Source organism: Candidatus Nitrosocosmicus sp. R, from assembly GCF_054408505.1.
Genome location: NZ_CP167090.1, coordinates 2,029,602 through 2,052,396, shown reverse-complemented (window position 1 = coordinate 2,052,396; position 22,795 = coordinate 2,029,602). Strand labels below are relative to the sequence as shown.

General features: G+C 34.4%; 18 protein-coding genes, 2 tRNA genes and 1 pseudogene. 9 read left to right on the top strand and 12 right to left on the bottom strand.

Translation table 11 applies throughout. The features are described from left to right. Positions 1-144: 144 nt before the first annotated feature. Together AAGU22_RS10460 and AAGU22_RS10455 are read right to left on the bottom strand one after the other, a co-directional pair. Positions 145-948: a DNA-methyltransferase gene (locus AAGU22_RS10460; RefSeq protein ID WP_458719050.1), complete on the bottom strand. Its 804-nt coding sequence runs from the start codon at positions 946-948 to the stop codon at positions 145-147. 287 nt (positions 949-1,235) lie between these two features. Further along, a complete protein-coding gene (locus AAGU22_RS10455; RefSeq protein WP_458719049.1) occupies positions 1,236-2,987 on the bottom strand; it encodes an ATP-dependent DNA ligase in 1,752 nt (583 codons plus the stop codon). Between the two features lie 171 nt (positions 2,988-3,158). Here AAGU22_RS10455 and AAGU22_RS10450 point away from each other — a divergent pair, with 171 nt between their 5' ends. The 3 genes from AAGU22_RS10450 to AAGU22_RS10440 all read left to right on the top strand — a co-directional run bounded on the left by AAGU22_RS10450 (position 3,159) and on the right by AAGU22_RS10440 (position 4,140). Next, positions 3,159-3,617, top strand: coding sequence for a CBS domain-containing protein (locus AAGU22_RS10450; RefSeq protein ID WP_458719048.1), 459 nt, complete (start codon positions 3,159-3,161; stop codon positions 3,615-3,617). 141 nt (positions 3,618-3,758) lie between these two features. Continuing rightward, positions 3,759-4,022 (top strand): hypothetical protein, encoded by a 264-nt coding sequence (locus tag AAGU22_RS10445; protein WP_458719047.1) that lies wholly within the window; start codon positions 3,759-3,761, stop codon positions 4,020-4,022. Positions 4,023-4,065: 43 nt separating this feature from the next. Further along, positions 4,066-4,140: transfer RNA gene (locus AAGU22_RS10440), tRNA-Thr, on the top strand. Positions 4,141-5,150: 1,010 nt separating this feature from the next. Here AAGU22_RS10440 and AAGU22_RS10435 read toward each other — a convergent pair. Further along, positions 5,151-5,591 carry an SRPBCC family protein gene (locus tag AAGU22_RS10435; protein WP_458719046.1) on the bottom strand — a complete coding sequence of 147 codons (441 nt, stop codon included), beginning with the start codon at positions 5,589-5,591 and terminating at the stop codon, positions 5,151-5,153. 137 nt (positions 5,592-5,728) lie between these two features. Then, positions 5,729-5,872, bottom strand: coding sequence for a hypothetical protein (locus tag AAGU22_RS10430; protein WP_458719045.1), 144 nt, complete (start codon positions 5,870-5,872; stop codon positions 5,729-5,731). 149 nt (positions 5,873-6,021) lie between these two features. On the opposite strand from AAGU22_RS10430, the gene AAGU22_RS10425 reads away from it, so the two are divergent. Both AAGU22_RS10425 and AAGU22_RS10420 read left to right on the top strand, forming a co-directional pair. Then, a complete protein-coding gene (locus tag AAGU22_RS10425; RefSeq protein WP_458719044.1) occupies positions 6,022-6,654 on the top strand; it encodes a hypothetical protein in 633 nt (210 codons plus the stop codon). Between the two features lie 273 nt (positions 6,655-6,927). Next, complete coding sequence (locus tag AAGU22_RS10420) at positions 6,928-7,872, top strand: hypothetical protein (protein WP_458719043.1); 945 nt, start codon at positions 6,928-6,930, stop codon at positions 7,870-7,872. Between the two features lie 489 nt (positions 7,873-8,361). On the opposite strand, the gene AAGU22_RS10415 is transcribed toward AAGU22_RS10420, so the two are convergent. From AAGU22_RS10415 to AAGU22_RS10400, 4 genes are all read right to left on the bottom strand, one after another. Further along, entirely contained in the window at positions 8,362-9,786 is a 1,425-nt protein-coding gene (locus AAGU22_RS10415) for a hypothetical protein (RefSeq protein ID WP_458719042.1), read from the bottom strand. Positions 9,787-10,030: 244 nt separating this feature from the next. Next, positions 10,031-10,549 (bottom strand): hypothetical protein, encoded by a 519-nt coding sequence (locus AAGU22_RS10410; RefSeq protein WP_458719041.1) that lies wholly within the window; start codon positions 10,547-10,549, stop codon positions 10,031-10,033. A 623-nt stretch (positions 10,550-11,172) separates the two neighbouring features. After that, on the bottom strand, positions 11,173-11,400 hold the full coding sequence (locus AAGU22_RS10405) for a hypothetical protein (protein WP_458719040.1): 228 nt from the start codon (positions 11,398-11,400) through the stop codon (positions 11,173-11,175). A 377-nt stretch (positions 11,401-11,777) separates the two neighbouring features. After that, positions 11,778-11,996, bottom strand: a complete 219-nt coding sequence (locus AAGU22_RS10400; RefSeq protein WP_458719039.1) for a hypothetical protein — start codon at positions 11,994-11,996, stop codon at positions 11,778-11,780. Positions 11,997-14,149: 2,153 nt separating this feature from the next. Here AAGU22_RS10400 and AAGU22_RS10395 point away from each other — a divergent pair. After that, on the top strand, positions 14,150-14,698 hold the full coding sequence (locus tag AAGU22_RS10395; protein ID WP_458719038.1) for a hypothetical protein: 549 nt from the start codon (positions 14,150-14,152) through the stop codon (positions 14,696-14,698). Positions 14,699-15,219: 521 nt separating this feature from the next. Further along, positions 15,220-15,336, top strand: a tRNA-Leu gene (locus AAGU22_RS10390). Between the two features lie 328 nt (positions 15,337-15,664). On the opposite strand, the gene pdxT is transcribed toward AAGU22_RS10390, so the two are convergent. Then, entirely contained in the window at positions 15,665-16,306 is a 642-nt protein-coding gene (gene pdxT / locus AAGU22_RS10385; protein WP_458719037.1) for a pyridoxal 5'-phosphate synthase glutaminase subunit PdxT, read from the bottom strand. Beyond that, positions 16,303-17,184 (bottom strand): annotated as a pseudogene (gene pdxS, locus AAGU22_RS10380) (pyridoxal 5'-phosphate synthase lyase subunit PdxS); the annotation flags it as partial. The gene pdxT and the pseudogene pdxS, both read right to left, overlap by 4 nt. Positions 17,185-17,494: 310 nt before the next feature. Between pdxS and AAGU22_RS10375 the strand changes: the two are divergent. Together AAGU22_RS10375 and AAGU22_RS10370 are read left to right on the top strand one after the other, a co-directional pair. Then, positions 17,495-17,842: a hypothetical protein gene (locus AAGU22_RS10375; RefSeq protein WP_458719036.1), complete on the top strand. Its 348-nt coding sequence runs from the start codon at positions 17,495-17,497 to the stop codon at positions 17,840-17,842. Between the two features lie 151 nt (positions 17,843-17,993). Continuing rightward, positions 17,994-18,644: an ammonia monooxygenase family protein gene (locus AAGU22_RS10370; protein WP_458719035.1), complete on the top strand. Its 651-nt coding sequence runs from the start codon at positions 17,994-17,996 to the stop codon at positions 18,642-18,644. Positions 18,645-19,787: 1,143 nt separating this feature from the next. On the opposite strand, the gene AAGU22_RS10365 is transcribed toward AAGU22_RS10370, so the two are convergent. Continuing rightward, a complete protein-coding gene (locus AAGU22_RS10365; protein WP_458719034.1) occupies positions 19,788-20,753 on the bottom strand; it encodes a 2-oxoacid:ferredoxin oxidoreductase subunit beta in 966 nt (321 codons plus the stop codon). After that, positions 20,743-22,776, bottom strand: coding sequence for a 2-oxoacid:acceptor oxidoreductase subunit alpha (locus tag AAGU22_RS10360; RefSeq protein WP_458719033.1), 2,034 nt, complete (start codon positions 22,774-22,776; stop codon positions 20,743-20,745). Before AAGU22_RS10360 ends, AAGU22_RS10365 begins: the two co-directional genes overlap by 11 nt. Between the last annotated feature and the right edge of the window lie 19 nt (positions 22,777-22,795).

Genomic DNA, 22,795 nt, shown 5'->3' with positions numbered 1-22,795 from the left:
GTACCTATATTTGATAACAATAACTGGTATTTGTATAGTGGAAATAAGGTCAGTTATTCAAATTATTGTGTCTATACATCAGCTTGCTCTGCTATGATCTTTCCAACCATTAATCTCGAGTGATTAGTATATGGCATATAATGGTTACTTTGATTTCGGGAGGTTTTTTTTCTTTTCTAAGATCATGTTATTAGCGATGTTGATGTAGTTTTTATCAATCTCAGTACCAATATAGTTGATACCAAGTTCGATGCATGCCAATGCAGTATGACCAATACCTATAAAAGGATCATATACTATAAAGTCATTATTAGAATATCCATGAAGTTTAATACAAAGACTAGCTAGTTTCTCAGGAAAAATGGCAGGATGGGATCTGCTGGATTGGATGGTTGGATAAGATATGAACCATACATTCCCTCTGTCTCTCTTGTCCTGCTCTACTGATTTCCATCTTTTGATGTTTGATTTATCCTGATAGGGAACACCTATTGACAATTTCTCTAAATTTAGATTTCCAGTTTTAGTAAAGTGAAAAATATATTCATGTGTATTAGTTAAATACCTGCTACTTCTGATCGGTTTAAAATGACCTATCGAAAAACCAGTTTTGCAAATCTGGTTATTATTTCCTATGTCTTCTTTTTCAATGGATATAGACTTTATCCAGTGAATGGTATTTTGCAATTTATAACCTGCAGAAATAAACTTGTTTAGAACAAGATAGGGAATTAGAGGTTCAGCAGAGGTTCCACCGATATTGAGAAAAAAGGATCCATTAGGTTTTAGAATATTAAAACTCTTTTGAGCTACCACAAACAGCCAATCTAAGTAATCATCAGTCTTTTTGCTATCGTAATAGGAACTATAGTTTTTTCCAATATTATACGGGGGTGAAGTAATAATTATATCTATCTTGAATCTGTCCTCTTTTCTAATTTTTTCCATAAACAAGTTACAATCTTCGCAATAAATCTGATTAATTGAAATCAATCAGCTCTAATATGCTATAGCGCTTTTAAAATTTTTTACTAATCTTAGATATTTTTGTTATACGGGAGTGATACTAATCTCAAAGTGGCCACGGGCCAATAAGACTAGGAATTAAGTGGAAGGGCATCTAAGAGACACTTTGATCTTTTTACTCATCATAGAAAATAATTTAATTAATTCGATTGACAAATCAATTTTCGATAAGTAAATTTGTGTAATTAAATCATCTTCTATTATTACTACTACTTTAGTTGACCCTTGTATATTTCAAAAATGTCTTTGACTGTTGTAGCATCCTCCGCAGACTTATCTTCTCTAATTTTCCCAGTAAATTTTGGAAATCTAAGTGCTAGACCATATCCGGGCTTCATTTTATTAATTGCAGTTGTGTAAACAGGACTCAAGGTTATTTCAGGGGAAATGATCTCTAAAACTATTTTGGGTTCGAACCAAGTATCCATTTTTGTAATTCCGGATTCCACTCTAGAATGTTTATGTTTGATAATGTACCTGTTGAGCTTGTCAGTTATGTCTAGGAGAACATTATCAGTAAATCCAGTACCCACTTTACATATAGTACAGAAGATATCCCTATCTGGATCATAGGTAGCTAACAACAACGCCCCGTATTTTCCAACCCTTCTTCCCTTCCCATGTAAAGCCCCTACAACTACTAGATCAACTGAATCAGTAACTTCTCCAGAATACTCTTTCTTATATTTCATCCAAGCCCATTCTCTGGCTCCGGCCCTATACTGGCTACTGGGGTTCTTTACCATAATTCCTTCGCAACCATTCTTGAGAGCCTTTTCCGTGTAGTTTTCAATTTCTTCAAATCTTGAAACTTTGATTTGATCTATTAATTTAATTTTACCACTCATTTGCTGTGTACCAAATATTTTTACAAGTAACTTTCTGCGTTCGAGTAGGGGTAGATGTGTCTTGTCAAGACCATTAAAGTATAGCAAATCAAATAAGTTCAATATTACAGGATAAGCCGCAGTAATTTCTTGAATATTGTACTTCCTTCTTCTCCGCATTAAAGTTTGGAATGGAAGATATTTATTGTTAGCAGGATTAATTGCAACAACTTCACCCTCTGCTATCAAATCCTTGGTCTCTATTTTATCTAACTCCTTTACAATATCAGGAAAATTTGAAGTCACATTTTCCAAGCTTCTAGTAAATAGTTCAATCTTTTTTCCCTTTTTATGGATTTGAATTCTTTCGCCATCGATCTTGAATTCTGCTAATGCATCGCCATTAATTTTTTCCAGGGCCTCTAATGGATTTGACACTCTTTCTGCGAGCATTGGTCGAATGGGGATAAATAAAGAAATGGAGATCGACCGGATATCCTCAAGTGATCCTTTAGACAGTATTAACGCAATTTTTCCTAAATCACTAGAAACATTATAGGCTCTTTCTAGTATTTGTCTGTTTTTTTTATCTCCTGTAAACGTTAGAGCTATTGCATCAAGAAGAGTAAAGTTTGCAATACCTAATCTTAAATTTCCTAGAATTAGTTTGACTATGAATTTTGCTTCAATATCGGAGGAGTTGTTCAATAAACTCACAATAAATCTGAGTTTAACGTCTAACGATCCTGTCCCAGATACATTGGTAATCTTTAATAATGTTTCGAATACGTTTTCGATAGTTAGTAGTTGTTGAATTAATGTGGTTTGTATCTTGTTCTTCAAGATATTATAAGCGACGTCTCCCAAATCTCCGACATCAGAATATTTCTTTTGGATTTCGGTAGGTGAATGACCACTTACAAGTGACAGTGACTTAATTATCAGTTTATCGGCGATTCCCAATTCGCTCGATTCATAATCTGGTCCTATTTTTCCCTGAATTAAATAAACTATTTTATCGATTATATCAGTAGGTGTTTTTTTTAATATTGATACTAGATGATCAGTAAGTTCTAACCTGCTAGTAGTTTTCTCCATCATTGCAAAGGTTTCAGCTAATTCTAGAAAATTCACTAGAGAATCCTTATAAAATTAGATTATTAATTTTTGTGAAGCTATTATTGTTGAAAAGTGAACCTGGTATTGAAGTTTTATTTACATTAAGGAGACTCGCATCACCAGAAGTAAAATCATTTGACAAGATGATAGTTTTTATACGAAGTTGATACACGCTATTGTATTAATATGAGTAGCGTAAGTGAGATAATGTCCTTTAGGGAGCCATGGACAATTGCTGCATATTCCAATAAAACTGCGCGCGATGTGGCTGCTATTCTAACTAAAAATCGTATAGGATCCTTAATTGTGATAGATAAGGACAATACACCAATTGGAATTATTACTGAAAGCGACTTAGTCAAACGGGTTTGTTTGGAGAATTATTATGCCGATAAAGTTCTTGTCGAAGAGATCATGTCTTCTCCATTAATTACTATTATGACTTATGACTCAGTTGATACCGCGTCTAGAATCATGCTTTCAAATAAGATCAAGCGATTACCTGTTTTAGAGGCCGATAATCGCATTATTGGGATAATAAGTGTTACTGATATTACACACCACCTTGCCAAAATACTACTAGATGATTATAATAGGCATAGATCTTTGAAGAAAATCCTGGAAATGAACGATGTATCAAATTAGAGATAAATGTTTGAACTGGTTTCTCTAACAGAAGTAAAAGAAAATTCGCTCTGGTAATATCTTCAAAAATACTATAAAATAGAAGGAAGGTATTTTTTACAAATTTCGATCACCCATATTTAGTGGTGAAGGGCTAGACAATTGTCGTTGCAAACTCAAATTTCTAATAGGGGTAATTATGGGGATGTTCTATCCCTTCTTGCCATTGATTTATTATCCAAAAATTTAATTAAATCCAAAATAGGAGTAGTGGGTGTCAGAGAGGTATTTCAAATACTTGCTGTTAACACATGGTTTACCAATGATTCATTTATGGTTCACTCATGGTTAGCCCATGAGGATGCAATACTAGATAATCAACATAGAGACTATAGTACCATCGAACTTGTAGGAAAATATTGTTGAATGGAAATGGTTAAATTATGTTGATATTTTTTATTAATAAAATGCCTTGGTAGCTCAGCCTGGCCAGAGCGTTGCCTTGGTAAGGCAAAGGTCGCGGGTTCAATTCCCGCCCAAGGCTTTATTTGAAGCTTTGTATATGAAAAGAAGGATGATTTGGACTTCGTTGACCAGTATACTGTTTTTGCATTACAGTATACTGTTTTTCTAGATTAAGTGAATAATAGATATCGCAAGCGATACAATACAATCCAACTTGAGGGATTATTTTGCACCGACCCTTATATAGATAGAATTAAGTCCTTTATTGCAGACTTGGCATTTAGTCAATAAATTACTAAAGAAAGGCTTCTATTTGATCTTTATTTCTGATAATGCTATTTTGTATGTCTTTGATTGATTCACGACGCAGTTCTTCCTTTTGTAGTGCTTTATCTCTGAAATAATTCTAAAATACCTTGTATTTATGAAGCCAGAGAAAGAGATTCTGGATAAAATGAATGAAGTAGAAAAGTTTTGTTAGTATACGGGGCATACGGTAGAAGAGATATAGGACAAAATTTAGGACTCGAGGTTTTCTAGAAAAATGAGTGAGGACAAAGTACATTCATCTTCATTAAAATGATGACTGAGAGAAATCGTAATTGGTAATTAGATTTTTGATTAAAAATATTAAAAGTAATATAAATCACTGTTAGTATGTTTCTTGCAGCATTAAATACTATAACAATAATATAGCAAAAATATTATATAGATATTCTCTGCTATTACTTTGAATGGAATGAATAATCATCTCAATGATTCAATTAATAATATTCCCACTGAAAAACGATTTTTAAAAGAATCGAATAGAGGCCTAAGAAATAAGATTGATTGTATCATTAATGGTTGTTTGGCTATACCTATAGCACGATGTATTCTTTGTTCAAAATATTATTGTTATACACATGTACAGTTATGTCTTCAGCTTCACTCAAATGAGATAGAAATCATTAATCCTTTGAAGAGTATGAGAAATACATAACCATGATTAGTTTAAAGTTAAGGCCAATTCTTCACCATGTTGCAAGATTGCATTAAGAGTTTAGTTATTTTAAACGGTATTTAGTACACCACTCTGTCAGTACAAGGTTATTGTATATTTTGTAAATAAGTGACATCTTCTGCGAAAACAGATTCAAAGTTGTTGAGAACCAATTCTTTTAGTTTTTCATCATTGTTAGCATATGCAGACTTAAAGTCTCCAACAGCAACTACTTTTGTTGTGTTATATTCATTTGGTATAGGAACGTAATACACAAAATACTTGGATCCAATAAACGGTCCCTCTAATACTTCAAATGCAACTCCTAAAGGATAGAACAGCGTTGCTTTCATTTCAAATTCAATTAACTGACCTTCGATTTCTTGCAGCCAGGTATTTATGAATGTGGTTTCACTTAGTTGTTCTGTTTTAACATCTTTTGCATTTGGATGAATTTTTGAGGCATCAGTAAAATGAGCTTTAACCAATTTCCAAACCTTCTCTAAAGGTACATTAAGAATCCCTTCGTTATCTTGTATAAAAACCATAATAGGAATATCAATTAGTACTGGAATTAAACAATTTTGATTTACCCAGATGAGATTCCTTTAAAAATATTGAAATAGAGTTTGTTCAAAACTCATTATTTAAAAGTTCACAATATCTCGAGTATTTGCTATCTTAATTAATCCTTGTTCAAAACTGTATTGTGACTATGGTTAAACATGTGTATCAATACATGGTGTTTAAACCCATCAAGATAGTCGGGGTTAACATTAACTCCCAGCAATGTTCCAGTCGGGCCTTGCATCTCTAGATTTCCACGCACCTTATGCAGGACCCCTCTTTTAAGTATCTTCAATTAAACAAGAGATTAAGCCTAAGAAAAGACCATGCAATCCAAACAAATCGAATCTGATACAATCAAACCAACCACTTTAAGCACAACTTAAATACAAGGAATGTGATTAATTTGCAATGAAACGCAATTTATCAAAAACAAGTAAAATAGCTATTTCAAAGACACAATTCTATATTGGCTTAAGTGTATCTGTGTTGACATTTGTTGGAATTAATCTATTTGAGAATATTGTAGCTCCGGTGTTTGCTCAGATAGATAGTACTAACTTAACCTCCGCCTCCAACAACAATTCTAACACTACCTTAGCAACGGATCAACAGCAAGACTCATCAAGTCTTCATCCTCAAGTGGTATTAATCATAGAAGAAGAAGGTAAAATCACAAATCAAAGAGTTCTTGAAGTTCATCCTCATCCAGTAATTGAAACAACTTTTGTTGCAAACCAAACTATATTTGGTGATATACTGGCACGTAACCTTGGCACATATTGGGCAACACTCTACACTAACGGGACGGTGCATGGAGAAGGACACGGAATATCTACTACAACAGATGGAGAAATGGTAACTTGGACAGCAGAAGGAATAGGCAATGCAAACCCAGAAGGCGATGTCAGATTTGAAGGCTCATTATTCTTTAATACATCATCTGAAGGAGAATTATCCAACTTAAATAATAAAGTGGGATTCTTTGATTATGAAGTAGATAGTGAGGGCAATACATCAGATAGTGTTTGGGAGATAAGATAATAGAATAAACCAATCCACGTAATCAATCCTCTCACAATTTATTCTACCATATTGTCTTTTTGCTATAGTGCGTAGTAACTAGAGTGAATAAAGACTCTCAATACAAGGCGTTTTTAAACTCATCATATTAGTAATGTCTAATCTCCAAAATAATTCCATAAGGGTCTCGCATCTCTAGTTTTCCACGCCGCTCATGCAAGACCCAATGTTCTAAAAATAGAACTCAAATAAATATAACAACTTTTTAATAAAATGGACTAGTAATACAATATAGTGGATGAAATAACTCTCAAGCAGTTAAAAGAGTCCAATTATTATCATCCTGTAATTACTGACGTTATCCATGATTATAAGATAGTGCTTGAAATGGTCGCAGATGGATTGAATTCGACCGAATTAGGATATAACACAGTTTGGGATGCTGAAATGTGTAAATGGGCTTCCAAATATTTTGTAGAAGGATTAGAATTAGTAAAACAGAGAATCAAAGGAAAGGGCATAAAATGTAGACTAATTACTGAAGTGAATACAGAAAATGAAGGATTTCTTAATACCTTACCTTTCGTAGAAATTAGACATTTAGATGGATTGAGGGGAAATTTTGGGATCCGTGACGAGAAGGGATACATGGCGTTTGTTCTTCATAAAGAGGATGACGAGTCTCTACAGACATACTTTAGTAATTCTAAACTACTAGCAGAAAAACAAATGCAATTGTTTGAAGAATTGTGGAGTATGGCCATACCATTTTCTACAAGAATAAAAGAATTAGAGTATGAAGTTAAAAGAGACACTCAGAAAACCATGTCAGGTTTTGAAAATATTCAAGGAGAGGTAGAATCGTTGCTCATAACATGTAAGAAGGACCTGACTACATTTTCATCCAACAAAATTCTTTGCTATCTCCTAAATAAAGGTAAATTTATTGATTATTTACCAAAGATACTCCAAAAAGAAGCATCAATCAAAATTCTCATGGAGGATGTAGACGAATATTTGACAAGACAAATTGCTTCCATTAATGCGTCAACACAAGTCAATCCAATCCAAATCGGATACACGAATAAGATTGCAGAAATAAATGAAATGGTCATAATATTTGATAGTAAACACGTGCTTCATGTCAACTATGATCCAAACAACAAACTAGTTGCAACATACTCAAATGAGGAACACAAGGTATTGATTCGAGTTAATGTTCGAAAAATATTGGAATGAAGTAAAAAGTCTTTCTAATAATATATCAACTGCGTAAGCATATCCTGTGAACTACATATCGGAATTGAATGGATAGGTCTATGCAATATCTCAACGATGGTGAAACATATAATCGATAATTGCATTTATTTGCAAATGAATACACTAGCTTTATGTCAATTGACAATAAAATTAAAGTACTCCATCTATACAAGGGCAGAAATACCTACTCCAATACGCAAATTATGGTAACGGTCTATCCATCAATGGAATTTGAACAAGATGACGACACTAAGGGGTAAACGAAGTAGACCGTTATCAATTAATGATACATTATATATAATAAGCTTCACTCATATCATCGATACTTAGATCTCAGTTTGTATTTTCAGAAGCTAGAAAATGAGTCGATATTTTGTTTTAGCATATTATATTTTCTTTAATCAGGATGCTTAAATTGAAATAGGTACAGGGTTCTTCATTCAATAACGTAGTGCTTCTATATAATAATCATTGTGGTGAATTTGGTGATATGTAGATGGTACTGGTTTTAGATTCAGAAGCAGAGATATGGTTGTTAAGATTTGGTGTTTCTATCATTAATGATGTAGTGCCGAGCTTGTCTAAATTATTTACCCATATTATGACTGACCCAGGAGCTTGAACAGTATATTTGGATCCTGAAGCTGAACCGTCAGCACACCTCGGGATGGCGTCTACATCTCTATAGATTCCATTGGACTGAACTGTTGACTTGACACATATCTCAAAATCAGATACTTTGAGATACCCGGTGTAAAATCCTATCATTTTTGTGATTACAGTGAGATAGGCCTTTTCAGGAATTGTTGTTGGTATATTTCCCGGATCAACTGGAGTTTGAGGGTTAATGTTTGGTTGATCTGGAATTCCCTCTACCGGAGTATTACCAGCGCCAGGTGTCAATGATTTGGAGCCGTCTTTTGGAAGTAAAGTAATACCAGATTGAATTTGACCTAAGCCGGGGTTCAGAGGTCCAGAAAGATCATTCGCTTTTCCGGGGATGCTCAGCTCTGTTTGACTTTTTGAATCAAGCGGAGCACCCATCCTCTGAGTGGGAGTAAAATTCAATGATTTTGCAGGGTTGTATCCTAATTCTAATGAAGGAATACTTGATTCTGTTTGACTAGGTTGGACAAGTGAGGTGCCTTCAACTTCCTTATTCCCAGAATCTGAAGGCCTGGGCTTGGATACATCATTTGAAAGCAAAGGAATACTTGATTCTGTTTGTGTGGACCCACTTCTAAGTTTACCACCAGGAGTAAAGGATTTCTGAGTAGTAGGGCTTTCACTATTAGAAACTGTAGTACTAGTATCACTATTAATTGATGGACTAACAAAGGCATTTTGGTTTGGACTGTCCTGACTATTTTGCTGTTGTTGCTGTTGTTCAACCTGTTGCTGTTCTTGAGATGGTGATAGCGTTGGGTTCTCCTCCTTAACTGAGAAACCGGTGTTAGTTTGTGATGTTAATGGTTCTATGGGACATCCTTCTGGAATATTATTCTCGTCGTTGCTATCAAAAGATGGACATGGATATTGACATCCATCTTGGCCGAGGTATAGTGGAAGATTAGAGATTTCAGTAATGTTGGGACAATTGGAGTTTTGGTTAGTTGAGGAAACATCATTATCATCATTTCTATTTGAATTACTCTCGGATCCGTCAGAATTTATATCTCCTTGTGATAATTCAGATTCATCACTTACTTCATCGGGACTATCTTCGTTTACAGATGAAGTTTGAGCTTTTTCCTGGTTGTTGTCTTTTTGTTCTGAGGAAGTAGCATATATCCAACTTTGCGTTTGTAATACCAATGGCGAATTAGTAGTTATTAATAGAGCATAAAGAAATGATAAAGACATTAACAAAAGTATGTAGTTAATGTATTTCATAACAAATACCATACAAAGGTGTTTATAAAGAATTTGTTCGAGTGGAAGAAACTTTAGGAGTCAAAGAATTCGTTCTAAACATATCATACATCTAGATAATTCTCTTTGCTCTGGTTACTATCTTGTTCAAAGGTTATTCTAAATAAAGCAAATTGATATGGACAAAGGGCTCAGATTCAAAATAAGAGAAAGAGAAACTATGCGGTAGATAAGAGAAGGGTTATCGATTCATCATCTACATTATTCAACCATTAGTTTGGTTTTCTTCGTCCTCAGATATGGAAGAATCTTGACTTTGAGTGGACATCATGTCATTTAGTATGTTGCCTCTGAGATTTGGTTTGTTATTGTCACTAGTATCATCGGGCAATTGAGTAGTAGGAGTACAATTACCATTCTGGTCTACTGCGGAGTTATCAGGACACTTTTCTGTTGAAGGTGGTGGTGCCTTTCCTGAAGGTGGTGGTGCTACTACACTAGAGTCAGGCTTTCCTTTACTTGTACAATTCTCAAAATCCCCTGTATCTGTATTGACCTCACAGGTCTGACAAGAGTAACTTCCAGTAATTGGATCATTCCAGCAACATTTCGCAGTTAGCTTAGCTGGATTATTTTCACAAATACAAATATAGTCTTGAGCACCACCAAAACAAGGATGTGGCGGTGCTGCTAATATAAGATGTATAGAAATTGGACCATATATCAATCCTACTACTATTCCCATGATTATACTAAGCAAAACCATCCGATTATTGCTTTTCATGACAAATATCCTGCAAAGATGTTATTAAAGATTTAATTAAAAGTATTACCATTAATCGAACTTAATTTTGCAATTCCATCATCAACTCATCCAATACCGGCCTTACCTTCTTGTAATAATCTAGTTAATATCTGGTCTATAGTAATGATTGACAAACACTGAGCTACTTATCCTTCCTTGAAGTAAATCCTTTCTATAAGATCTACAAATCTTTATCTTATGTTAACAAATCATTTGATTAAGATCAATTCGTCGTTTATCCAATTATTTTAATTTTAAACAACCTGGTGATATAATTTATTTAATTTAATTCCAATCTCATCAAACTTCTCCATCGGTGGCCTGTAATAATGCCTTGCGAAGATAGAGCTGCTAATCCTTCCTTGTAATAAATCAATTATTTCTGTCTCAACTCCCTCGTTCCTTAAAAAGGTAGCAAATAAATGCCATAAGAGAAAACACCCTTAGTCTCCGTATTTGATTGACACAATAATTTTAGCTACTAATGAGATCCTTTTGTCAATCCTATGGTTCTCGCTGCCTCATACTTTTTTCTCCGACATTCTAAAACTTTTAGCGGCGTCGAACACCGAATCAAACTCAATATTCCTCTAGATGGATAATCAATCTTCATAGTATTCTACACTATAATGTTTACATTTAGTTATCCAAAAAAGAAACATATGTTCTTCTCTACATTCATCTAGCCACAATTTATCCCTATATTCTGTCCTTGTTCTCTCATTGAGAGGAGGCCAGTGTTTCTCTCCATTAGGAGTTACATTTGTGGCAGGACCATATAATCCACTACCTATATTCATCTTAGTACACCACCAGTTGCCTTGGGACATGAAGTCATCCAACATTATATACTGATTTTCGCTTCTATAACATTTCCGTTTATTAATTCCATGTAGAGATCAGGACACATAATTTCATTGAATTGTTATTCTGGGTGGTTTGTTAGGAGGACCGAGTCTTTAGGCAGATACCTGATTTTGTTTAGATGATGTTCCTGTTCTAATACTATACAATCACCATCTTACAGGTTAAAGTTATATAGTTTGTCTAGTTCGAATAGTTTCATACTTCCTTTTTCCTGTAGTTATGGTATCTTAGATATATCTTGTAATATCATGATTGTTATCAAGGACATCTATATCCAAAAGAACACTAAAGATTTCACTACCCGGCTCAACCTTTGTCGCCCCCCATTCAAGATATTACATCAATCAACTAACATCTTAAGCAACTGTTTTCTATCATCTTTATGAAGGGCGTATAGTAGACCGCGCCACCTTTCGCAGGTTTTATTAAACAACGCTTTGGCTACGGGTTTCTCTCTTTCCAAGGTGGCTACTTTCTGCTTTGTTGAACCTTCGTTTAACTTGCTCTCTTTGTTTAACTTCAAAAGTGCTCTATAGTTATGAAATAAAGCACCCATCATAATAAGCTCTATTGAAATGGGTCTGTTGGCATTAGATAGATATCGAGTATACAGAGTGGGGTTTTCAAATATAGTATCAAACGCTTCGCTCTCATCCTTGGAGGGTAGTCCTTTCCTAAATTTAGACTAATTCAACCGCTCTATATCAATTAACTGTCTAAATGAAGGAATGCTTCAGCCCATTGATAAGCGAATGTAGTTGTATGATATATTATTTACGCAAAGTAAATCTGTGTATCAAATTAGAATGACTAACAGTCTTAAAATCCAAACTAGCAAAAAAGTCCTCACAATGAATCTTTGCTTTAGAAATGTATAAATGTAAAGTTACAATTCCTGTCCAAGTTGGCCCAACGCAAACTTTAAACCTTGAATCTCTCCCTGCATTTCTTCTGTTGTATGACCTAAATTAGCACAAAACCTTTCTAGTTCATTTAACATATCCTGAATCTCTTTCTCTGTTTTCGTATTATGACTACGTTTCTAGTGCATTTAACAATTGGTAAAGGTTTTGCATTGTGTCCTAACAAATATCATTTTTGCCAATAATTACTAGAACATTACTAAATTTCTTTGATGAGGTCCACACAAGTGTTTACTGATTACTTGTATGAGAATGTCAATAACGTATTCAGTAGCTAGAATCCATGACTACAAATGAAAAAGCTTAATTCTGGATCTCTACTAAACCAATAATATGGACTATTACTTGGGTTAGGGAAAAAGGCTAACTGACATTGTGGAAGTTTTACTATCTGAGGATAGGAATATTTCTCCACTGTAATATCAAAATATTACTACCTGTATTTCAAGACCATTCAGTCAAACTAGGTTACACAGAACTAATCTAAACGTTGATTTTGGTTTAACATTTTGATCAGACATCCGATTTAAATTAATCGAAAACATTATCCTTACAAGAAAGCATAGGATCAAACATCATTGAATATATCTAAATTATTCATGATATCTCCCAAATCTCCTTTAAACCTAATTTGATTCACATTCGTTTCACTTGTATGTCTCTTCATAGGCATTATGTCCGATTTGCAAACTTCAAAGAGGGAATTTCTGTAGTCACTTGTCTAAATACTATTGTATTTGTGGTTTGGTCTTTTCAGGAATGGACAAAAGAAAAATATGATCTTTGCATTTTGATTTCATTTTATCAGATTGTCCCTCTTCTAGTCTTTTTGATTCCACCATTGAAGTCCTTTTTATGAGTAACTATACTCGTGGTTACAAACAATATCTAGAACACTTACTACATTCTTGTAACCACATCATTGCAAAATTCATCAGTCATTTCTCTTCTGGACGTATTTCCGGTTCTTGGCGTTTTTTGGTAGTTTAGTTAAAGCTGTTTCAATACAGATTTAGAAAATTGCGAATCGGTTTCATTTTTTGATAGGGAATTTTTGACAGGAATTTGGTATGTTGATTTTTGATTCGCCAATTTGAATAATTACATGCAATATCGTGCCCGTGATCTCGAATCTGTTTATTTCCTTTGCGTCAAAAGTCTGTAATAGAAAACTTATCAATTTGGTTAACTTGGTACTAGTAGATATGAAGTTATTGAACAGATTCTAGGGAAACTGTATTTACATTTTCCATATTATCCAATGATGGTTTTAAGCTAAATTCCATCTTTTCAAGATCCCACTTACTATTAATCCAATGTTTTTATGGATCCATGAAATAACAACCCCTCTAAATTCGATGGAACTGGAGAAAGTGGCATATTTCAAATATAGTAGTTGATTACGGTCTTAAATGATGCAATATTGAAACCTTTTAGAGTATTGTCGAGAAATTTGATTGGATTGTTGATGATTGGTCGAGATACTTGGGTTATGCCATTCCTATCCTTGTTAAAGTATTAATCATAAATAGATTTCAAATAGATATTAGTAAGATTGTGCCTTTGACGACTATCAGTCTGAAACCTTCCTCATGATCGAACATTTTCTATAATTTAACTAATCAAGCGGCAAGGCCTAACTAATTTTTATAAAGTCTTGAACCTTGTTGATATTCTTGAAGAGGGATATCTGGGATTTGATTTACATCCTGCCTCTTCCTTGTATTGGTAATCAATGAATCAAAAAACCGAAAATGTTTATATTGCCATTTAAATATTTATTGATAATTTGAATAAGATTAACTCTTTTCCAAAACAAAGTCTAACGTTTGCTCATTGTTTGGGTGGTGCGTTGGTATTACTTTTAATTAGTATGGGTGTCCCTACCTCAAATGCCCAAAACTCTGAGGAAAATATTCAATCCTCAGTGCAGATATCAAAATCATCCACTAATTCTTATCAAATCGTAAATGAAACCGCATACATAAAACCATTTTTTGATACCTCGTATATAATTAGTGGAAGTAGTAACCTGTTGAATAACTCGGAGAACATTATTAACTCGACAATTATTAATGACTTTCTTTCTTCCCCTACTGCAGGTTATATAATGCAGCAAAATAATTCTTCTAATCCAACCACAAATGCTACAAATGTATTGCCTGCTCTACCATACCCTTTTGTTAACCAAGAAACCATCAGCGCTACGATCCAACAACAACTGTCTGAGGCAATAAACTCTGCTATGGATATTGATAATTTTGAAGTAGATATAGAGTGCACCTTTGGAAACAAGATCCAGGATTGGAATTGTGAGGTGTATAGTCTACCCACCTAATTTTGAATTTACTAAAAAACTTAATTCAAAATCCGATCTCATTCTTAATTTATAATCATTATCTTTTTTTGAAATATGCCTCTCTGAATAGATATCGGTTCATGCAATATATCCCCATCTGATTAGGTTTTTTGGGTAAAAAACTTTCCTTTAGGGTTCTTATCTATGATTTGGTTGAGTTTCTAGAACTATTTATATTGGAACCAGTCATGAAATATGGATATTTGAAGAATACTAAATATACCTGGAAACGGATTTTGCTTTTTTATTCTAGTACTAAGCAAATAAATAATTTATCATCTTTCAGCGGCATTTTCTTATTCTTTTCTGGTATTTAATTTTTAGAATGTATACTTATAGGATAATTTGACTTTGGCTTGATTTTGGAAAGTAAACAAATTGCTAAAACATTTTAATGAGCTAAACCCTATCAAATCAAATTTCAGCGGTATTCCTGCCAATTAAAATACTTTCACAATTCATGATATATATATTAGTGTTTCAAAATTAACTTTAGTTGGGCGGGGGTTGTAGAGCCTGGCCAAATAAATAATAATATTTTGGAGACGCGGGACTTAAGATCTATATAAGGGATCCCGTCTCTTAGGGGTCCGTGGGTTCAAATCCCACCCCCCGCACCTTTCTTGATTATCTTTATTCCAAAATCTAGGCTCGGTTCTGTCTACCAAATTTGTTTTGGCTTATTGAAATTAAGGGATTTGTTTAAATTTATTAATCAATTCGCAGACTATGAAAAGATAAGGCAAATTTCTTGGCTGGTACTGTGTTCTTGTATTTGAAACAAAACCTTTGAGATGAAACTTTGGCATCATTAAAGGTGAGGTTACGAAAATAAATTAACGATATAGATTGTTTTGTTTGTCCATTTGATCTGACTACTAATTTGATGACTTAATTCAGATCCTAAACCGGGACCCTTGTACTGTAATGTATGTGGTACATTTGTCATTTTCTTTTTTTGGATCTATTGTATTCTGCCATTAACTTTACTAAATTGATATGGAACCTGTTATCGTTGGCAAGTTCAGGATGAAACGATGTTCCCAAGATGTTATTTTGTCTAACGGCTACTATCCTTTTATCATATTCTGCAATAATTTCTACGTTATTACCGATCTCAGTGATTGCCGGACCTCTTATAAAAACTCCATTGAATCTTCTTTCACCCAGATAAGGTATATCTAATTCCGACTCAAAGGATTCATGCTGGCGTCCAAAGGCGTTACGTTCTATCGTAACGTCCAGAACCTTTAGTAATGCCTGTTTTGTTTCGCCTATAGTTTTATCATATGCTTTATTTGATAGCATGATGAGTCCCGCACATGTTCCTAAAATTGGTAGGCCCTCTTGGATCTTTTTTCTGATCAACTCTAGTTGACCCCCTTGCAAGAATAATAGCATACCTATAACAGTGCTTTCGCCTCCTGGAATAATTAGACCATCAATTTTGTCTAAATCATGGAAATTTTTCATATAGATTACAGTACCTTCAATTTCAAGTTCCTCAAATGATTCTTTAATTGCGTTTGAATTTTCTTCAATATCACCTTGAATGCTTAGAATACCCACTTTTAGGATAGCGTTCAAACCGAAGGTCCTCTCTCCTGCATTCTAAGATCTAAATTTTTCGTGTCTAATCCGATAAGTGATTTTTTTTCATCTACCATCTTTTGAGCGTCCAAAACCTCTTTTTCATTATCAAAAAATGTAGTGGCCAATACTACTGCTTTTGCCCTTGACGAGGGATCATCTGATTTGAATATCCCCGAACCGACAAAAACACCATCACAACCTAATTTCATCAGGAAAGAGGCATCAGCGGGAGTAGTAATACCACCAGCTGCAAAGTTTACTATGGGAAGCCTCCCCAACCTGCCTACTTCCAATGCTATCTCCATTGAGACCCTGTAATCCCGTGAGAGTTTTATTATTTCTTGATAATCGTTATCCAAATAGGCCGCTCTTAGTATCCTTATTTCCTTATTCAATTTTCTAATATGATTTACCGCTTCAGCAACATTTCCAGTTCCAGGTTCACCTTTTGTTCGTATCATCGAGGCACCTTCTTCTATTCTTCGTAATGCCTCTCCCAAATTCTTTGCACCATTTACAAAAGGTGTGGTAAACTCCCACTTCCAAATGTGATTTTCTTCGTCTGCAGGAGTTAATACTTCACTCTCATCAATCATGTCCACTCCACAAGTTTCGAGCATTTTGGCTTCGGAGTAATGACCAATTCTACACTTTGCCATAATAGGTATTGAAACGGCATTCATTATCTCTTCAATCGTTTTTACTCCAGCTGTTCTTGCTACCCCTCCAGCCTTCCTAACATCATAAGGTAATTTATCTAAAACCATCACAGCCACCGCGCCAGCATCTTCTGCTATTTGAGCTTGTTCAACATTTGTTACATCCATAATAACTCCGTGTTTTTGCATGTGGGCAAAGCCTCTTTTTACTAGAATACTCCCTCTTACAACTTTGTTGTCTCCTTCTGTTGAGACCTTTTGACCCTTCATTTCTCTATTAGCGGGTATTAATGAAATAGCCACATTTTTTTATTAAATAAAACGATATATAGGTATATTTTTTCAATAATGATAAACATTTCAGCTTAAAAAAATTTTGATTTTCGCCGTCTTATCCTCTACTATCAAATAAGACTTTTATGACTAATCTAAATTATGCAGAAAATCATAATTGCAAATTACTAGTCTTAGTTCGTCAAATTCAATAGCAAAATTTAAAAAGGAACCGTCTTTATTACAAATAATGACTTTACCAAAAGGGTATAAACCTAGTGCACAAACTGGATCTGGTAGTAGTAGTAGTGGTAGTAGTAATAGTGGTGGTGGCAGTAGTGGTTCTTCAGGAGCAAGCAGAGACGAAATCGAGCGTATGATCGGCCGTAGAGTCGAAAATATGAGAGGTATTATTGTTTTAGGCTTTATATTATGTTGGGTGGCTACAGCTGGTGGTGTCTATGTTGGTGTTACTGTGTATCCATGGGCATATCCGTTACCAAGTGGCATATATGCTCTATCTGTTTTGACCGTTATTGAAGTTTTGGGGATGATTTGGATGCTGAAAATAGCTGGTGAAAAACCAGTAAGGATGTAATATCCTCCATTTTATCTTTTTAAGTTCAAAAATTTTAGACGTTTTTAATAGGTTTGAATTAGTCATTATCAAATTATTTGATATAGTAATTGTAGATTTTTGAAAAAATATACACAAAATCTTATATACTACCTATAAGAACAGCATAATAATGGTCTGGTTAAGACGTACAACTCACTATTTGTTCATAGTTGTTGTTGCAGTAAATAGTACGTTGCTTACAATCAACGCAGGAGATTACATCTTCTATACTGACTGGGCATGGACATCATTCGTCGTATTCTCGATTTCTCAATCCACAATGCTTGTGGTAGGAGCTATATACTATATGTTGTTTACCGGTGTCCCTGGCACGGCTACGTATTATGCAACTATTATGACAATTTATACATGGGTTGCCAAAGGAGCATGGTTCGCATTGGGATACCCGTACGATTTTGTCGCGGTTCCTGTTTGGATACCCTCTGCTATGTTATTGGATTTGGCGTACTGGGCAACAAGAAGAAACAAACACGCGGCAATATTAATTGGTGGTGTATTGGTAGGAATGTCACTCCCACTGTTTAATATGATCAACTTGTTGCTGGTTGCTGACCCATTAGAAATGGCATTCAAATATCCTAGACCCACATTACCACCATACATGACTCCAATTGAACCACAGGTAGGAAAGTTCTATAACAGTCCTGTCGCGTTGGGAGCAGGAGCTGGAGCGGTACTTTGTGTACCTATAGCAGCTTTGGGTGCAAAACTCAACACTTGGACTTATAGATGGATGGCTGCATGGAGTAAGTGGGACTAGATCCCTTTTTTTATTTTACAAATCATAGAGTTTAATTAAGAAATTAAGACTATTTACATAAAAATTAAAAATCTCAAAACTTTAAGCCGAATTTGTGGGGATTATCAATGTATTGATTTTGTTAGGGTATTGATAGAGTTTGATAAAGTCTACCTTTAAATTGACCAAATTTTGTTTTCCATGAAGGGTATCCAGAGTTATATTCTCATTCCTAAGAGTGGATGTTGGAATATTATTCTTTGGCTAATAATTTTGGATCTATCACAAAGGAACTTGCAATTAAAAGATAATTGCTTGTAATCATAAAAAAATGAAAGAACAGATCATCATTTTTAATATTCTAGAAGCACGTACAAACCAGAATTTCATTATAATGAAAGAAGACGGGTATCTTGGACCCGACACCTCATAACTTAGGACTCTATTAGAGCATCCATGGATTAGCATACATTCGTCCAAACACCTGAAGGGACGAAAAACAAACTTCCTTTTAAGGGTTCATTGATATGTTAAGTGTGGAGTCCATCCCCTTTCTCGACCAATTAATCAAAAGCGACACCAAGAGATACCAGTACCGTCATAATTAACCAAAAGTATATCTGTAAATAATGAATTCTATTTATATAACATTAGTATCCATGGTCCTGAAATATGATTGCAAGGAGCAAAAAAACATTGAACCATTAATTAGTTTGTCTTAATCTCTAGAATGTTAGAATCCGTGAAGAAAATTATAAAAACACTGACTAGTGACAGAAATTTACATAATAGTCAAATATGACAAAAAATTACTAACAAAGTACAAAAGTATTGACATATTTCACATCACAAAACCAGTATTCAAATTGAAATAAAAATCAAACAATTATTTCAGGTTTTTGATTACATATCGTGAAGTCGAAGAGGATTACCTATAATGGTGTCAAATAACCAGAGGTTATCTCAACCGCTGGTAGATTTAAGTCGTAATGAATTTCACAGCGGTTGACTACTATTCATTTGGAAAAATATTTCTATCTTTGATGAATACCCAGTTTTTCCAGATTATTGCATCGAGGACAGAATGATCCTTTCACCAGAAGCAAACTTTACTCAAATAGTATAATATAAATTTTTGAAGATAAGCTCGAATTAGGTAAAAAGTTATTTTGTTTTAAGCTCATCAATCAATTTATCTATATTGATATTAGGATTCCCGTTTTCATCTTTTATTGTTTGCAGTGCTGGTGGATATTCCTTGTAATTGTCAATTCTGCTTTGTAATCTTTCTTCATATGTGGGTATATTCTTATTTTCATAAAATACCCCAACAGGAATTCTATTTTCCCATTCTTTTGATTTTTCTATCGCTTTGATTATCTTGCCACATGACTCATCATCATTATCCACTACCCCGTTATACCCTTCTTCCTCTAGCTTGTATATCTTGGGAATTCTTATTGAAGGATTATTCTCATCTAAAGTAAAACTTTGATACCATTCCTTTGTGTTTATATCATTGTATGTAGGACAAGGCTGTAATACGTCAATAAAGGATAAACCACCATGCTCTATTCCCTTCTTAATTACCTCCTTTAGATGTTTTATGTCATACGAATATCCTCTTGCTATATAGGTGAAACCACTGATACAAGCCAATGCTATAGGATTAATACTATCATTCACATTGGGCTGAGGTAAAGATTTTGTCTTCATTCCTAATTTTAGCGTGGGAGATGCTTGACCCTTGGTTAATCCGTAAACTCCGTTATTGTAAATGATATATGTGATATCGATGTTTCGTCTTCCTGAATTTACAAAATGTCCGGAACCTATTCCTAATCCATCTCCATCACCACCTACAGCCAGAATTTTCAAATTCGGGTTGGCCAGTTTGGCTCCTTGAGCGAAGGGTAATACTCTGCCATGTAAGGTGTGTATTCCAAATGTATTGATAAAATGTGGGGTTTTTCCAGAACATCCAATTCCAGAAAAAATTGCAGCTTGATGTGGAGGTATTTCTAATTCATAAAGAGACATTTGTATTGCATTAAGTATACCAAAGTCTCCACAACCTGCACACCAGTCATTATGAACCGGTGTCTTAAAATCGGCTAATTTATACTCCATCTTTTAATACAACTCTCCGTTCAGATTGGTTATTCATTATGTTTATTAAAGAATTGTAAATTTCCGTATGAGACATTGGCCTACCATTATATTTTAGTATATTATGATCCGAATGCAAGTTTGTATTTTGTTTTATTAGAATGTCTAACTGCGACAAATAGTTCATCTCAATAATTGTTATAATTGTTTCAATGTTGGAGGATGCATTGTCAAGAGTTTTAAATTTTTCCATTTTATTATTTATCATGTCTTCCAAAAGTTTTCCTGGAAAAGGATTTAATAATTTGATTTGAAGGTACAAGAATTGAGTTGTATCATCTGATTCAGTTATTTTTTCTAATGAATCTAGAATTGCTCCTTTCGTAGATCCCCAACTAACTATTACCATTAATCTTTTCACATTACTACTTTTATTATTTTCAAATTCGATCGTAATTTGTTCTTCTTTAGGTATTCTATTCTGTATTAATTCTAATTTAGACAATCTCTTTTCCATCATGCTAATCCTAGTCTCTGGGTCTTCGGTTATATGACCCATTTCGTCATGTTCATCGCCTGTATTCCAGAATATACCATTTTCTGTGCCTAACGGTACGCGCATGGTAATCGGATCATCGCTCAATTCGAATCTTTTAAAGTGATCTGAAAAGCCTTGTTGCTTAGTCTCTATTGAATTACCCTCTAATATTTTCCCCCTTTCAATCTTCAGATTTTTATATTCAAATGGGCTACATGTTATGATGCTATTAGAAAGATACTTGTCTAACATGTGGATAACTGGTGTCTGGAAAATATCTGCGTAATTGAATACTCTAATTGTATCGTAAAAGCTTTCTTCGATATCTCCAGAGGAATATACGATCCTTGGAAATTCACCATGTCCTGCACTAATTGCGAATAATAGATCTCCTTGTTCTTGTCTTGTGGGTAGTCCAGTCGACGGTCCTGCTCGCTGATACAAACTAACCAATAAAGGAACTTCATTTATTCCTGCCCATCCTAATGCTTCTGCCATCAAAGAAAATCCAGGACCTGAAGTAGTAGTACAGGCTCGTACACCGGTTAAAGCCGCTCCGATAGCCATAGTTATAGCGGCTATTTCATCTTCCGTTTGAATTACTACTACTGATCCATTATTATTATCGTTTTGATCTAGAATCTGGTTTGATTCTAGATATTCACTGTCATCGGTAGCTGGCGTAATAGGATAGTATGTTTGAAATCTACAGCCGGCCACCATTTTTCCTAGAGGTGAAGTTTGATTCCCTTGTGCAATAATGGAATTACTATTCGCGTCGTCCTGAATTTTTGATACAAATGAAAATTTTTCTGGTATCGCACCGAAGTTCTCCTTAACATAAGAATAAGTGAAATTTGCCGCTTTCACGTTGAGTTCTGCTATCTTTGGTTTGTTAGCAAATGTATCTAGTATCCCTTGTTCCATAAGGGGAATATCAAAATCTAAAACTGCCAGTGAAGCTGCAAGTGACATTACGTTGGTAATTCTTGCTAATTTGCTTAGGGAATGATCTTGAATCGACTCCGAAAACTTGTTTATTAATTTAGTATATGGTAATTTTACCAGTATGACTTTCCTCTCTTTGAGCTCCTCTACTATTCCTGCAAGACTATATTCTTTGCTCTTGCTCTTTAAGATATGTGATATTCTCTTTTCGGATGATTTGTCTAGGGTATGGATATCCTCAATTTTCTTTCCTACAACATCTGGATCATAAATCAATATTCCGCCTTCTAATAAGAATGGGGAGTGTCTTACTATTGTTTCGGCATCAAAAGTTACAAGAATGTCAATATCATCAACAGGAGACCTTACAATTTGATTTGAAAATCTCACAGAGAAGTAGCTATGTTCTCCTTTTATATTCGAGTGGTACTCTCTCTTACCAAATACATTTAAACCCGACATCGCTATCGATTTTAAAAATATGTGGGACGCGGAATCTACTCCACTTCCTTGAGGCCCACCTATAACCCAAGAAATGGACTCTCTAGAAATAACCATTAATTACATTAATATCAGC

Excerpts from the sequence above, each read along its gene's own strand:
- AAGU22_RS10370 (WP_458719035.1), top strand. The coding sequence starts at position 17,994 with ATGGTCTGGTTAAGACGTACAACTCACTATTTGTTCATAGTTGTTGTT.
- AAGU22_RS10400 (WP_458719039.1), bottom strand. The coding sequence starts at position 11,996 with ATGATGGGTGCTTTATTTCATAACTATAGAGCACTTTTGAAGTTAAAC.
- AAGU22_RS10460 (WP_458719050.1), bottom strand. The coding sequence starts at position 948 with ATGGAAAAAATTAGAAAAGAGGACAGATTCAAGATAGATATAATTATT.
- AAGU22_RS10405 (WP_458719040.1), bottom strand. The coding sequence starts at position 11,400 with ATGTCCCAAGGCAACTGGTGGTGTACTAAGATGAATATAGGTAGTGGA.
- AAGU22_RS10360 (WP_458719033.1), bottom strand. The coding sequence starts at position 22,776 with ATGGTTATTTCTAGAGAGTCCATTTCTTGGGTTATAGGTGGGCCTCAA.
- AAGU22_RS10365 (WP_458719034.1), bottom strand. The coding sequence starts at position 20,753 with ATGGAGTATAAATTAGCCGATTTTAAGACACCGGTTCATAATGACTGG.
- AAGU22_RS10375 (WP_458719036.1), top strand. The coding sequence starts at position 17,495 with ATGACTTTACCAAAAGGGTATAAACCTAGTGCACAAACTGGATCTGGT.
- AAGU22_RS10410 (WP_458719041.1), bottom strand. The coding sequence starts at position 10,549 with ATGAAAAGCAATAATCGGATGGTTTTGCTTAGTATAATCATGGGAATA.
- AAGU22_RS10450 (WP_458719048.1), top strand. The coding sequence starts at position 3,159 with ATGAGTAGCGTAAGTGAGATAATGTCCTTTAGGGAGCCATGGACAATT.
- AAGU22_RS10435 (WP_458719046.1), bottom strand. The coding sequence starts at position 5,591 with ATGGTTTTTATACAAGATAACGAAGGGATTCTTAATGTACCTTTAGAG.
- AAGU22_RS10425 (WP_458719044.1), top strand. The coding sequence starts at position 6,022 with ATGAAACGCAATTTATCAAAAACAAGTAAAATAGCTATTTCAAAGACA.
- AAGU22_RS10415 (WP_458719042.1), bottom strand. The coding sequence starts at position 9,786 with ATGAAATACATTAACTACATACTTTTGTTAATGTCTTTATCATTTCTT.